The 12,607-nt window shown below is 63.6% G+C and carries 11 protein-coding genes; 7 read left to right on the top strand and 4 right to left on the bottom strand.

Translation table 11 applies throughout. The annotated features are described in order from the left end of the window. Nucleotides 1-549 precede the first annotated feature (549 nt). The gene (locus tag ACEQZ0_RS01925; protein WP_370187869.1) at nucleotides 550-3,036 is read left to right on the top strand and encodes an EAL domain-containing protein; all 2,487 of its coding nucleotides are present in this window, start codon (nucleotides 550-552) and stop codon (nucleotides 3,034-3,036) included. A 77-nt stretch (nucleotides 3,037-3,113) separates the two neighbouring features. Here ACEQZ0_RS01925 and ACEQZ0_RS01930 read toward each other — a convergent pair whose 3' ends face one another. Beyond that, complete coding sequence (locus tag ACEQZ0_RS01930; protein ID WP_370187871.1) at nucleotides 3,114-3,983, bottom strand: hypothetical protein; 870 nt, start codon at nucleotides 3,981-3,983, stop codon at nucleotides 3,114-3,116. Between the two features lie 172 nt (nucleotides 3,984-4,155). On the opposite strand from ACEQZ0_RS01930, the gene ACEQZ0_RS01935 reads away from it, so the two are divergent. From ACEQZ0_RS01935 to ACEQZ0_RS01950, 4 genes are read left to right on the top strand one after another with little or no spacing between them, the layout of a single operon-like run. Beyond that, nucleotides 4,156-6,090 (top strand): pilus assembly protein TadG-related protein, encoded by a 1,935-nt coding sequence (locus ACEQZ0_RS01935; protein ID WP_370187872.1) that lies wholly within the window; start codon nucleotides 4,156-4,158, stop codon nucleotides 6,088-6,090. Further along, nucleotides 6,087-6,692 (top strand): TadE/TadG family type IV pilus assembly protein, encoded by a 606-nt coding sequence (locus ACEQZ0_RS01940; protein WP_370187874.1) that lies wholly within the window; start codon nucleotides 6,087-6,089, stop codon nucleotides 6,690-6,692. Before ACEQZ0_RS01935 ends, ACEQZ0_RS01940 begins: the two co-directional genes overlap by 4 nt. Beyond that, entirely contained in the window at nucleotides 6,689-7,342 is a 654-nt protein-coding gene (locus tag ACEQZ0_RS01945; RefSeq protein WP_370187876.1) for a TadE/TadG family type IV pilus assembly protein, read from the top strand. Before ACEQZ0_RS01940 ends, ACEQZ0_RS01945 begins: the two co-directional genes overlap by 4 nt. Before the next feature lie 39 nt (nucleotides 7,343-7,381). Then, on the top strand, nucleotides 7,382-7,705 hold the full coding sequence (locus ACEQZ0_RS01950) for a hypothetical protein (protein ID WP_370187878.1): 324 nt from the start codon (nucleotides 7,382-7,384) through the stop codon (nucleotides 7,703-7,705). Nucleotides 7,706-7,834: 129 nt separating this feature from the next. Here ACEQZ0_RS01950 and ACEQZ0_RS01955 read toward each other — a convergent pair whose 3' ends face one another. Then, nucleotides 7,835-9,100 carry a glutamate-5-semialdehyde dehydrogenase gene (locus tag ACEQZ0_RS01955; RefSeq protein ID WP_370187880.1) on the bottom strand — a complete coding sequence of 422 codons (1,266 nt, stop codon included), beginning with the start codon at nucleotides 9,098-9,100 and terminating at the stop codon, nucleotides 7,835-7,837. Between the two features lie 44 nt (nucleotides 9,101-9,144). After that, nucleotides 9,145-9,969, bottom strand: a complete 825-nt coding sequence (locus ACEQZ0_RS01960; RefSeq protein WP_370189894.1) for a pyrroline-5-carboxylate reductase family protein — start codon at nucleotides 9,967-9,969, stop codon at nucleotides 9,145-9,147. A gap of 173 nt (nucleotides 9,970-10,142) precedes the next feature. Between ACEQZ0_RS01960 and proB the strand changes: the two genes are divergently transcribed. Beyond that, nucleotides 10,143-11,291 (top strand): glutamate 5-kinase, encoded by a 1,149-nt coding sequence (gene proB, locus ACEQZ0_RS01965; RefSeq protein ID WP_370187882.1) that lies wholly within the window; start codon nucleotides 10,143-10,145, stop codon nucleotides 11,289-11,291. A 24-nt stretch (nucleotides 11,292-11,315) separates the two neighbouring features. Here proB and ACEQZ0_RS01970 read toward each other — a convergent pair whose 3' ends face one another. Further along, on the bottom strand, nucleotides 11,316-11,489 hold the full coding sequence (locus ACEQZ0_RS01970; RefSeq protein ID WP_370187884.1) for a Flp family type IVb pilin: 174 nt from the start codon (nucleotides 11,487-11,489) through the stop codon (nucleotides 11,316-11,318). A 179-nt stretch (nucleotides 11,490-11,668) separates the two neighbouring features. Between ACEQZ0_RS01970 and ACEQZ0_RS01975 the strand changes: the two genes are divergently transcribed. Continuing rightward, entirely contained in the window at nucleotides 11,669-12,472 is an 804-nt protein-coding gene (locus tag ACEQZ0_RS01975) for an outer membrane protein assembly factor BamD (protein WP_370187885.1), read from the top strand. The last annotated feature ends 135 nt before the right edge of the window (nucleotides 12,473-12,607 follow it).

Raw genomic sequence — 12,607 nt, forward strand, 5'->3', positions numbered from 1 at the left:
CGACACGCACAGACCCCCACTACCCTCGCGGGAGCGGGGAGGGGAGACGGCGCCGCCGCGTTGCGGCGGTCTGGTGCTCGCCCCCTCTCCTTCCGCGCCTGTGGCGCTCCCTCCTCTCCCGCAAGGGGAGAGGAGTTGGGGCTAATCCCATCCCCCATCCCTGAGCGACCGCAAGCGCGGTACGCCGGGCGTGGGCGTCTGGTCCTCGCTCGCTGCATCGCCATCACCCTCCGCCGCCTCGTCCATCTCCTCGCGCACCCGCACGATCCCGAAATCATACTCGCGCTCCGCCCCGCGCGCTCGCCGCGACAGCGTTCGTGGCCGGGATCGCGATAGGGGGGAGCGCAGGCTTCATGCCAGCTGTCGCAGGGGGTTCCTTTAGGCCACCTCTCGCGAGGGTATCGAACTATACGTGACACTTCTTTCTGGAAACCATAGGGTTCTTCAACCATTTCCCGTTAGTGACTTCATACCCCGCCAACCTTGTCGCGGGGTGGAAGACAGGCCGAATGATCGGGGGCGCAATTAGATATGCCATCATCATCCAAGATGACTGCCGCTCGCCTCGGCCAGATTGTCGAGAAGGGTGCTTCGGAAGTCTATGTGTTCGCGCCGGACGATTTCCGATTTCTGTTGGTCAACAAGGGCGCGCGGACCAATCTTGGCTACACCACCGAAGAACTGGCCAAGCTTCGCCCGTGGGATCTCAAGCCCGAGTTTCCCGAACCCCGGTTCAGGCAGCACGTCAGGCCACTGATCGATCGGGAAGTGTCAAATCTCGAATTCGAGACGGTGCACCGGCGCAAGGATGGCACCGAATACCCTGTCAGCGTGCGTCTGCAACTGCTCGAAAGCCAGGATGAGCCCGTCTTCTATGCGTCGATACGGGACATCAGCGAGGCCTGCGCGGTGCGCCGCGAACTGGCTCGGACCTCAGCCCAGCTCGACGCCATCCTGAACAATACGGTGATGGCGATCTTCATGATCGACCTCCAGCAACGCTGCCTCTTCATGAACAAGGCGGCGGAGGAGCTTATCGGCTACACAAGAGAGGAGATCGGCGACCAGTCCTTTCACGACCTTCTTCACCATACCCGCCCCGACGGCACGCCCTATCCGGCCGAAGAGTGTGCGATCAATCACGCGCTCGAACAGGGCGACCAGGCGCAGGGCGAAGAGGTCTTCATCCGCCCCGATGGATCTTTCTACAACGTCAGCTTCACCGCCTCGTCGATGACCGATCTCGAAGGTGCGAAGATCGGAACGATCATCGAGCTGCGGAACATCGACGAGGAGGTCGCGGCGCGCGAGGCGCTCCAGGAGTCCCATCTTGCCCTGCGCAAGGCGAACCGCTTGTTCCGGCAGGCGGAGAAGCTGGCGGGAGTGGGGTCGTGGGAGTTCGATATCGAGGCGAACCTGCTGTCCTGGTCGGACGAAACATACGCTATTGCCGGGCTGGAGCCAGGCGAGCCGGTCACGCTCGAGGCCGCCATTGCGATGTACGATCCAGCCGATCAGCCGACAATCCAGACTGCGCTGGGGTCCTTGTTGGAAGACAGGATCGCAGCCAACATCGAGGCCGACTTCATCGCAGCCGATGGCCAGCGCAAACGGGTTCATGTCGTTGGAGAGTACCTTTCAGGGGACAACGAGGGATCGCCCAAGCTGGTCGGCATCTTCCGCGACATAACCGAAGCTTATCAAGCGCGTCTTGCACTGGAGCGCGCGGCGGATTTCGATTGTCTGACCGACCTTTACAATCGAAACGCTTTCGATCGAATCCTTCGCAGGCGGCTCGAGCGGTTCCGCGAAACCGGGCGTGATTCCTGTGTTCTTATGTTTGACCTCGACGGCTTCAAGCACATCAATGACACCTTCGGTCACGTTGCCGGTGACGTCGTGCTCAAGGAAATCAGCGATCGCATCCTTCAGGCCATCCCGTCCGACAGTGTTGCAGCCCGGTGGGGCGGCGATGAGTTTGCGGTCATTGCCCCTGAGGGAATGTCTCGGGATGGCGTGCATGCGCTGGCGGAATCGTTGACCGATACGGTTCAACGCCAAGTGGACTTTTCGGGCAATGTGGTCGGGGTCAGCGCCACCTGCGGGATCGCACGGATGGATGAGCTGGGATCGGCAAATGACGTCTCTGAACTGATGCGTCGCGCCGACCTTGCCCTCTACTACGGGAAGGCGAGAGAGCCGGGGCGCGTGCATTTCTACAAGACCGCGCTCGAAATACCCAATGATAACAGGCGCAATGCGATGGCAATCGTTCGCGCTGCGCTCGCAGACGGTCGCATCGAGGCTGCATATCAGCCCATCGTCAATCTCGCGGATAATTCGCTCGTCGCCCTCGAGGCGCTGATGCGGTTGAGGACGGAAGAGCGGCGGTTGATCACGGCCTCGCAGGTTTTGCCCGCGTTGCTCGATCCTGTCGTTTCGCGCGAGATCAACGAGAGAATGGCAGAATTGATTTGCGATGATTTCTCCGAAATTACTTCGTCCCAGAAAGATCTCCGATATGTAAGTATCAACGTAACGGAAGCGGACCTTCTTAGCAGAGACTTTTCCGACCGGCTCATATCGGTGCTTGAAAAGGCGGAAATGAATCCGCGATGCATTACGCTGGAAATCACCGAAACGATGCTTCTGGTCGGTGACAGTGTCTTCATCCGCGACTTGCTGACGGATCTGCGGCGAACGGGCCTCCGCATCGCGCTCGACGACTTCGGAACAGGGTATTCATCGCTCTCGCACTTGCGCGATTTTCCGATCGATCGCGTGAAAATCGACTCAAGCTTTGTCGCAAAAATCTGTTCGGACGATCAGACCCGCCTGATCGTCCAGGCAATGGTCGTAATGGCGCGGAATCTGGGAATTGAAGTGATTGCCGAGGGCATAGAAACAGAAGAGCAGCGAAAAATGCTGATAGAACTCGGATGTTTCTTCGGCCAGGGCTTCCTGTTCAGCCCGGCTCTTGGCGTCGATGAGATCGCGAACGCGCGCTTCGGCGACGGCGATCGAGAGATAGCCTGAAACGGCTCTCACGGTTCGGTCTCAAATCGACTATTCGGGGGATCACGAACAGGCCGAAATCGGGGCAAAGCCGGAATTCAATCCCATCCCCCATCCCTGAGCGATCGTAGCCGCGGGACGCCGGGCGCAGCCGCCTGGTCTTCGGGCGGCACGTCGCCATCGCCCTCCGCCGCCTCGTCCTCCTCGCGCTCCCGCACGATCCCGAAATCGTACTCGCGCTCCGCCTCCGCGCGGTTGCCGCGATAGAGTTCGTGGCCGGGATCGCGATAGGGGTCGTAGCGCTCGGCGCGGTCGGCGGCGATCGCTTCTTCCAGCGCCTCGCGCGCGGCGCGCACGCGGGGGCTTTCGAGGCCCGCCTCCTTGGCGCGGACCATGTCGATCTTGGCATTGATCGAGGCCATGGTCTCGCATTCGCGTTTCAGCTGCTCGGCGCCCCATTCGCGCTCCCACTGTTTGCGCCATTTCTTGCGCAGCCGCTCGAGCTCCATTTTGCCGATCGCGTCGGGGCCCTTGGCGCCGTGTTCGCCGAAGCGGTCGGCGGCGCGGTTGCGGAGGATGAACATCACCAGCCGCTCGTTGTAGCGGCGGCGGGTGGCGACATGCTCGCCGTGGTAGTGGATCGTCTCCTCGGTGCCGTTGAGCGCGCGATCCATCGCCGCATCCTCGATCCGCTGGACGCCGAGGTCGAGCGCGGCCTCCCAGGCGGCGCGGAAGCTCTCGGCGCCCGGCTGGCGGCGCAGCTGATAGGCGCCGACCGTGCTCATGTTGACCGTGCGGCAGGCGGATTCGACGCTGCCGCTGTCGGCCAGCGCCTCGATGAAGCGGCGCTGGCGGCGCGCGGTCCAGCCGTCGTGGCGCGCGCATTTGCGCGGGACGGGGTCGAAGGCGGGCAGCTCGCCCCGGGGCACGGGCAGGCGGGTCTCGCGCGGGTCGGCCTTGCGGGTCATTTGCCAGCTTGAACCAGAAAACCGCCGAGTAGGAAAGCACCGCTCCTAACCAAATCTTAACCCCGTGGGCATAGCGGGGGAATGGGGTTTTGCGTCGTGGACCGGGGCAAGGCCCCGCGGGTATCGAGATTGGGGACCGATGGCATTTTTCCGGCGTCTGCTTGCAAGACTTTTGCGCGACAACAGGGGCAACGTGCTGGTGATCGTCGGCGCGGCGCTGGTGCCGCTCACCATCATGATCGGCAGCGGGATCGACCTCAGCCGCGCCTATATGGCCAAGAGCAAGATGCAGAGCGCCTGCGATTCCGCCGCGCTCGCCGCGCGCCGCGTGCTCAAGAACGATACGTTGACCAGCGACGTCGAGAACACCGGTAAGGAGTTCTTCGGCTTCAACTTCCCGCAGGGCATCTACGGCACGGCGAGCTTCACCCCGACGGTGACCAGGCCCTCGTCCGGGGTCATCCGCGTGGCCGCCGACACCTCCATCCCGACGGTGGTGATGAAGCTGTTCGGTTTCGGCTCGCTGCCGGTGGCGGTGACCTGCGACGCCTCGCTAAACTTCGTCAACACCGACATCGTGCTGGTGCTCGACGTGACCGGATCGATGGCGAGCAACATCGACGGGGCGCCCAAGATCGATGCGCTGAGGGATGCGGTGGTGGCGCTCTACGACGAGCTCAAGCCGGTGCAGACGCAGCTGGAATCGCAGGGGCTGCGGCTGCGCTACGGCATCGTGCCCTATTCGAGCACGGTCAATGTCGGACGGCTGCTCTACGCCAAGAATGCGAGCTACATCCGCACGAACGTCACCGTTCCCTCGCGCGTGGCGAATTTCAATACACCGGTCTACGTGGCCAACAGCTCGACGCAATCGGGCGCTTGGGAATATTACAACGGCAGCTCGGGGGCCGGCTCTTCCTCGCCGACCAGTTCCAAGTTGTCCAATAGCGAGTGCGAGACCTGGGTCGGTTCGTCCGACGTCAATGGAGGCGGCCCGGCGCCCACGGCGACCACCGTCACCAAATACCAGGGAACCTCCTCGAGCAAGAATTACAACCAGTCGCAAGACTGGGGCTGGAGCGGCGCGCCTGATAGCTCGGGCTCGCAGCGCAGCTGCCGCCGCTGGAAGATCGTCGAAACCACTACCTATCGCACGGACTATTCCTTCAGCAGCTGGACCTACCGGCAGGTTGGCTATGATGTTTCCAACTACATCACGCCGAGCGGCTCGCTGACCTATGCCACCAGCGGCGCGGGAACGGTGCCTTCGCCCGGCGGGACCTTCAATCTCCGCCAGCTCGCTGCGAGTGCCACCGGGGCGAGCACTTCGACCGCGACCTGGAACGGCTGTATCGAGGAGCGCGACACCACCACCTCGATCGATGGCGGCACGAGCATGACGATCCCCTCGGACGCCAAGGATCTCGACATCGACCTGATCCCGAGCAGCGATGCGACGCGCTGGCGGCCGATGGTGCCCGACCTGATCTATACGCGTAGCGCCGGGTCGACTTCGCAGACGATTTCCGGTTCGACCAGCACCAGCGGCTGGATCAAGAACTACAGTTACAGCTCCGGCTACTGGGCCTGTCCGACCGAGGCGCGCCGCCTCTCAGTGTGGGACAAGACCGCGCTGCAAACCTATCTCGCCGGGCTGCAGACCGTCGGCGGCACTTATCACGACATCGGCATGATCTGGGGTGCGCGGCTGGTTTCGACCGGCGGCGCGTTCGGCGACGGCTGCGAATATTACAATTCGATGCCCTGCAACCGCCACGTCATCTTCATGACCGACGGCCAGCAGACCTCCTACTGCAATGTCTATACCGCCTATGGCGTCGAGCAGAACGACATGCGCGTGACCGGCTCGGGCAGCTGTTCGAACCAGCTTGCGCGGCACGAGCAGCGCTTCCGCATGGCCTGCAACGCCACCAAGAATCTCGGTGCGTCGGTCTGGGTGATCGGCTTCGACACCGCGCTCAACAGCAATCTCACCGGCTGTGCGAGCAGCGCCAACCAGGCGTCCACCGTCGCCGACCGCGATGCGCTGATCACGAAATTCCGCCAGATCGGCAACCAGATCGGTGCGCTGAGGTTGACCCAATGACCCGGCTGGCCCGGCTCCTGAGGCGCGACGAGCGCGGCGCGGCGATTGTCGAATTCGCGCTCGTGCTGGTGCCGCTGCTGCTGTTCCTCTTCGGTGGGCTCGACCTCGGCTACCAGGCCTATCTGCGCTCGGTGGTGCAGGGCGCGCTCAACGACGTGTCGCGCACCGGTTCGCTCGAAGGGCCGCAGCTCAACTGCACCGGCGCCACGGTCGAGGAGCAGATCCAGTGCGCCATCAAGGCGCGCTCGAACGTCGTCGCACGCAATGCGACCTACACGATCACGACCAAGAACTTCTACGATTTCTCCACGGTCGGGCGCAGCGAGAAGCTGGTTACCGATTACAATGGCAACGGCCAATACGACACGGGCGACTGCTTCGTCGACCTCAACGGAAACGGCGCTTTCGACACCAGCGCCGGGCGCTCGGGCGTGGGCGGGGCCGACGATGTCGTGTTCTACACGGTCAAGCTGAGCATGCCGCGGCTGTTTCCGATCCACAAATTCATCAACACGACATCCAATTACGAGATCAACGCCACGGCCGCGGTCCGCAACCAGCCCTATTCCACGCAGCAGGTTCCACCGACGATATGCGTATGATGCCGTCCACGACCTTCGGTGTTCGCGGGCTGCTGCGCAGGATCGCGCGGTCGCGGCGCGGAATCGCGCTGACCGAATTCGCCTTCGCCCTGCCGATCTTCGTCACCCTGCTGTTCGGGGGCCTAGAGATCATCAACCTTGTGATGGCGCACATGCGCATCAGCCAGATCGCCATTTCGGTTGCCGACAATGCCGGCCGCGTGCGGCAAAGCATCGACGAATCCGATATCTACGAGATCTTCGCGGGGGCCGATCTGGTCGCGGGCTCCTCGTCGGACTTCGCACAGAACGGCAAGATCGTCCTCTCTTCGCTCATGCCCAACGGCCAGACCGGCAGTAGCGAGGGGCAGACGATCAACTGGCAGCGCTGCCATGGCTCGCTGGCGGTCTCGCCCCGGTACGGCACCCAGGGAACCGGCAGCAACGACGCGACGCTGGCCGCCGGTCTCGGCCCGACAGGTAGCAAGATCAAGGCCGCCGACGGGACCGCGATCATGTTCGTCGAGGTTTCCTATCGCTATACCCCGCAGATCCTGCCGAGCATCGTCACCAATGGTTTGGACCTGCGCTACGAAAGCGCCTTCAACGTGCGCGAGCGGACCAACCAGACGATTTCCAACACGCAGAACCTCACCGTCAATTCCTGCTAGTCGAGGGAGCGCGCCGCCGGGCGCCGGAGGTATCGGACAATGAGCAAGACAACCGCCCTGATCATCGCCGCCACCGTCCTGCTGATCGTGGCTCTCACGATGGGCGAAGGCGGCATGGTGTCGCAGCTTGCCGATCGCCCTTCGGGCGGCGAGACAGGGCAGGTGGCCGGGGCCGCAACGCAGCCCGAGGCGACGCCGGTTGCAGCGCAGGAGGCGAGCGCCCCCGCTGCGTCCGACTGGTTCGCCCCCGCGCCGGCGTCATCGCAGCCCGCGATCCCCGTCTACCGGTACGAGGAGGTGCATATCGAAGTTCCGCAGGCGGTGGTCGATCCGCAGGCCGCGGCCGCCAGCGAGATCCAGTAGGACGCCCCGTCCGCGCCGCAATTTCCTGCCGCCAGAAACAATCCGCCCCGCAAGCGCCTGAAGCGCCCGGGGACGGAATGGCGGTTGGCTGACCCGGCCCCGGGTGCAGCCATCCTTCGAATCGGAAGCTTACGGCCGCGTCTGACCGTTGCCGTGGACGAGGTATTTGAAGCTGCACAGCTGTTCGAGCCCGACCGGTCCACGCGCGTGCATCTTGCCCGTCGCAATACCGATTTCCGCACCCATCCCGAATTCGCCGCCATCGGCAAACTGGGTGCTGGCATTGTGCATGACGATGGCGCTGTCGATCGAGGTCATGAACTTGCGCGCGGCGTCGTCGTCTTCGGTGATGATCGCGTCGGTGTGGTGGCTCGAATGCTCCTCGACCCAGGCAATGCCTTCGTCGAGTCCGTCGACCACCTTCACGCTGGCGATGGGATCGAGATATTCGGTGCTCCAGTCTTCCTCGCTGGCCTGCTTGAGGCGGCCATCGATGGCGACCGCCTCTTCATCGCCGCGCAATTCGCAATCGCCTTCCATGACGTCGGCAAACTTGGGGATGAAGGCCTCGGCCACCGCGCGATCGACCACGACGCTCTCGGTTGCCCCGCACACACCCGTCCGGCGTAGCTTGGCATTGCGGATGACCCGCACCGCCTTGTCGACGTCCGCCGCACTGTGGACGTAGCTGTGGCAATTGCCATCGAGGTGGAGGAGGGTGGGGACGCTTGCCTGGTCGCGTACCAGTTCGACCAGCCCGCGCCCGCCGCGCGGGATCACGAGGTCGACGAATTCATCGGCCTTGAGCAGCGCGGCGACGGCGTTGCGGTCGGTCGTGCCGACGGTCTGCACGGCATCCTCGGGCAGGCCTGCGGCCTTGAGCCCCGCGCGCATGCATTCCACGATCACGCGGGTCGAATGGCGGCTCTCGCTGCCGCCGCGCAGGATCACCGCATTGCCCGACTTGAGGCACAGCGCGCTGGCGTCGGCGCCGACATTGGGCCGCGATTCATAGATCATCCCGATCACGCCGATGGGCACGGCGACGCGTTCGATGGTGAGGCCGTTGGGGCGCTCGAAACTGGCGAGCTGGCGGCCCACGGGATCGGGCAGTTCGGCGATTTCCTCGAGTGCGCCGGCCATGGCTTCGACGCGATCCTCGGTCAGGCGCAGGCGGTCGATGAAGCTCTCGGGCTTCTTGCCCGCCACGCTTTCGACGTCCTCGGCATTGGCCTCGAGCAGCTCGCCCATGCGGCTGCGCAGCGCCTTGGCGGCTTCACGCAGCGCGGTGTTCTTCGCCTCGGTGGTGGCCGACAGCAGCCCGCGCGCCGCCGTGCGGGCGCGCTGGCCGAGGTCGTGGATATGGATTTGCGGGTCGAGTGTCTGGTCGTTCATGCTCTCTCTCGTATTCGTTTGTCGGGGACGGGAGGCGCCGTGGTTCAGCGCAGCTCGACCGCCCGTTCATAGGCTGCCTGCAATGTATCATGCAGACGGGTGCTAAGGCCACCGTCGCCGTTGAGCGCGGCAAGGCCGGCGGCGGTGGTGCCGCCCTTGCTGGTGACCGAATTGCGCAGCTCCTCGAGGCTCGGCGCGCCGGCTTCGCTGGCCATGGCGATCGCGCCGCCGATGGTGCCGAGCACCATGTCGCGCGCTTCGTCCTCGTCGAAACCCTGTGCCATTGCGGCCTCGGCATAGGCGCGCGCGATCTCGAAGACGTAGCCCGGACCCGAGCCGGCGACCGCGGTGACCCGGTCGAGCTTCTCTTCGCTATCGACGGTGATCGTCGACCCCGCGCGGCGCATGAAGCTTTCGGCGTGGGTGGTGTGGGCGGCAGTCGCGTGCGGGCCGGGACAGATGCCGCTGACGCCGCGACCGATGGCGGCGGGCAGGTTGGGCATGGTGCGGATGACCGGGGCATCGCCCATCACCTTCGACAGGCGCGCGGCGGAATATCCCGCAGCGATCGACAGGACATAACCCCCCGGCGCGAGATGGGCGGCATAGTCGGGCATGACCTCGTCGATCAGCTGCGGCTTCACCGCGGCGACGATGAGATCGAAGGTCCTGTCGGCGATTTCGGCGCAATCGGTCACCAGCGTCACGCCTTCGGGCACATCGCTGCCGGCTGGATCGACCACGGTGATTGCCTCGGGCCCCTCGACCCATTGCGAAAGCAAGGCGGAGCCCATTTTTCCGCACCCGACAATACAGACAGTTTTGGTAATGACTAAAATCCGTTTCCGAGCCTTGAGGCTCTTTTTAATTCTTCAACTTACTTGCCTATAGAATATCGATTCGCTGCAATATTCACTTTAACTTCAAAAGTGTTCGTGTTTTTGGCGCGGGTCCGATATTCACCAAAATGTGGTTGTGCGCTGCACAATCACTATCTATATTGCGGTACGGAAATTTCAAGCCCACGCAATTTTGGGATAGCATGACAAAGAAGCGAAACATCGTCGTCAAAATCGGTTCGGCCCTCCTTGCCAACCTTGAACTCCTCACGCCGCGCTATGGTTTCCTCCAGCGCCTGCTCGAGGATATTGCCCAGCTGCGCTCGGAAGGCACCGATGTCATCCTGTGCTCGTCCGGCTCGGTCGCCCTCGGGCTGCGGATCATCGGTGAAACGCCCGAAAGCGCCGGGGTTTCCGACAAGCAGGCGGCGGCCGCCTGCGGCATGCCGCTGCTGCTCAATGCCTACAAGCAGGTCGGCCACGAATTCGGCTTCGAGATCGCGCAGGTGCTGCTGACGCTCGGCGATTTCGAGGATCATCGCCGCTTCCTCAACACGCGCAACACGGTGCACCGGCTGCTCGAGGCGGGGGTGATGCCGATCGTCAACGAGAACGACACCATCACCACCGAGGAAATCCGCGTCGGCGACAACGACCGGCTCGCGGCCAAGGTGGCGCAGATGGTGGGGGCGGATGATTTCGTCATCCTGACCGGGGTCGACGGGCTCTACGACCGCAATCCCGACGAGCCGGGTGCGCAATTCATTCCCGAGGTCGAGGATGTCGCGCCCTATATGGAAGCCACGCGCGGCAAGAGCACGCTGGGAACCGGGGGCATGGAGACCAAGCTGCTCGCCGCGAACATGGCGCAGGAAGCCGGGGTCACCACCTGGATCGCGCAGGGCGATGCCGACCGACCGGTGTCGAGCGTGCTGTCGGGGACGCGCCGCGCGACCAAGATCCTGCCGCATCCCAACCCGCTATCGGGGTGGGACAGCTGGATCGCCAATCGCCTGCAGATGGCGGGCAGTATCGTGATTTCCGATCCGACGGCGGCCGAGCTGAGCGGCGATCGGCCGATCCGGCGCGAGGACGTGCTGTCGATGACCGGGGATTTTACGCGCGGAGACGTGCTCCACGTCTACGACAGCGAGGGGGTCGAACGCGCCCGCGGGCTCAGCGACTTCACCTCGGAGGAATTGCGCGTGCTGACCAGCAACCCCGATACCGAAGCCGAACAGCTGCTCGGCTATCGCACCAAGGGCGAAGTGATCCGCAGCGCCAATCTGGTCATGCTCGAGACGCGCCACCTGTTGTGGGACGCGCCCGAGGAAATCGCCGGGCCGAACTGACGGCCCGGCATTTCCACGCGGGGATCAGACGTTGCCCGCGCTCATCGTCGTCGAGACCTTGTTGAAGGTCGTCGAAAGCTCGTTGCCGAGCGATTGCAGCGCGGTGATCGCCGCCACCGCGATGAGCGCGGCGATCAGGCCATATTCGATCGCGGTCGCACCGCTTTCGTCGTTCCAGAATTTTTTCAGCTGTTTCATGTCGATCCCCAGGGGTTTGATTTGCCTCACTTGAGCTGGATCATCGCACCGCCAGGGTTAAGACCGAGCGCAAGGACAGGGTTAAATCCGACTTAACGCCCGTATTGCCCGCAGCGCGGGGGACAGGCGCGCGAACTTCACTTGGCGTTCATCGGGTCGCTGGCTATAGGCTGCTTCCCATGACGACCCAGACCCGCTCCAGCACCAAGCTGATCTTCGGCGCCGCGCTTGCCGGTGCGAGCCTCCTCACCGCCGGCTGTGCCGGTCGCACCAGCGGGCCCAAGGACACCGCCTATGTCGCGCGCGACGTGGAAACGCTCTATTGGGAGGCCAAGCGCCGGCTCGACAATGGCCAGGCCCAGCTGGCGGCAGCGCTGTTCGACGAGGTCGAGCGTCAGCATCCCTATTCGCCCTGGGCGCGCCGCGCTCAGCTGATGAGCTCGTTCAGCTATTACGTCGCCAAGGATTACAACAAGGCGATCCAGGCGGCGCAGCGGTTCCTGCAGATCCATCCGGGCAACAAGGACGCGCCTTACGCCTTCTACCTGATCGCGCTGAGCTATTACGAGCAGATCAGCGACGTGCAGCGCGACCAGAAGATCACCGACCAGGCGCTTACCGCGCTGCAGGAGATCAATCGCCGCTATCCCAATACCGACTATGCCGCCGATGCGCGGCTGAAGATCGACCTCGTCCGCGACCATCTCGCGGGCAAGGAAATGGAGATCGGTCGCCACTACGAACGCGCGGGCAAGTGGATCGCGGCGCAAATCCGCTTCCAGAACGTGATCGACAACTACCAGACCACCAGCCACGCGCCCGAGGCGCTCTATCGCCTGACCGAGACCAGTCTCGCGCTCGGCATTCCCGACGAAGCGGTCAAATATGCTTCGGTACTGGGGGCCAATTATCCGGGCAGCGAATGGTACGACAAGGCCTACGAGCTGGTGCAGGACCACGCCGCCGGGGTCCGCCCGAGCTGAGTTTCCTTGAAACTACAAATTCTTGACCGGCTTTTGTAAGACCGTGTCGAGGTTGGCGCCCGGGTAATTGCCGTGCCTCGATCCATCCCCCGACGGGACGGTCGCATGAATCATCGCGCGCAGGGGTGATTCCGG

This window comes from Qipengyuania sp. (assembly GCF_964227205.1).
In the GTDB taxonomy this organism is placed as follows: domain Bacteria; phylum Pseudomonadota; class Alphaproteobacteria; order Sphingomonadales; family Sphingomonadaceae; genus Qipengyuania.

What these genes read in the sequence shown, in the direction of transcription:
- ACEQZ0_RS01975 (WP_370187885.1), top strand. Translation starts at nt 11,669, where the DNA reads ATGACGACCCAGACCCGCTCCAGCACCAAGCTGATCTTCGGCGCCGCG.
- ACEQZ0_RS01955 (WP_370187880.1), bottom strand. Translation starts at nt 9,100, where the DNA reads ATGAACGACCAGACACTCGACCCGCAAATCCATATCCACGACCTCGGC.
- ACEQZ0_RS01950 (WP_370187878.1), top strand. Translation starts at nt 7,382, where the DNA reads ATGAGCAAGACAACCGCCCTGATCATCGCCGCCACCGTCCTGCTGATC.
- ACEQZ0_RS01945 (WP_370187876.1), top strand. Translation starts at nt 6,689, where the DNA reads ATGATGCCGTCCACGACCTTCGGTGTTCGCGGGCTGCTGCGCAGGATC.
- ACEQZ0_RS01970 (WP_370187884.1), bottom strand. Translation starts at nt 11,489, where the DNA reads ATGAAACAGCTGAAAAAATTCTGGAACGACGAAAGCGGTGCGACCGCG.
- proB (WP_370187882.1), top strand. Translation starts at nt 10,143, where the DNA reads ATGACAAAGAAGCGAAACATCGTCGTCAAAATCGGTTCGGCCCTCCTT.
- ACEQZ0_RS01925 (WP_370187869.1), top strand. Translation starts at nt 550, where the DNA reads ATGACTGCCGCTCGCCTCGGCCAGATTGTCGAGAAGGGTGCTTCGGAA.
- ACEQZ0_RS01940 (WP_370187874.1), top strand. Translation starts at nt 6,087, where the DNA reads ATGACCCGGCTGGCCCGGCTCCTGAGGCGCGACGAGCGCGGCGCGGCG.
- ACEQZ0_RS01930 (WP_370187871.1), bottom strand. Translation starts at nt 3,983, where the DNA reads ATGACCCGCAAGGCCGACCCGCGCGAGACCCGCCTGCCCGTGCCCCGG.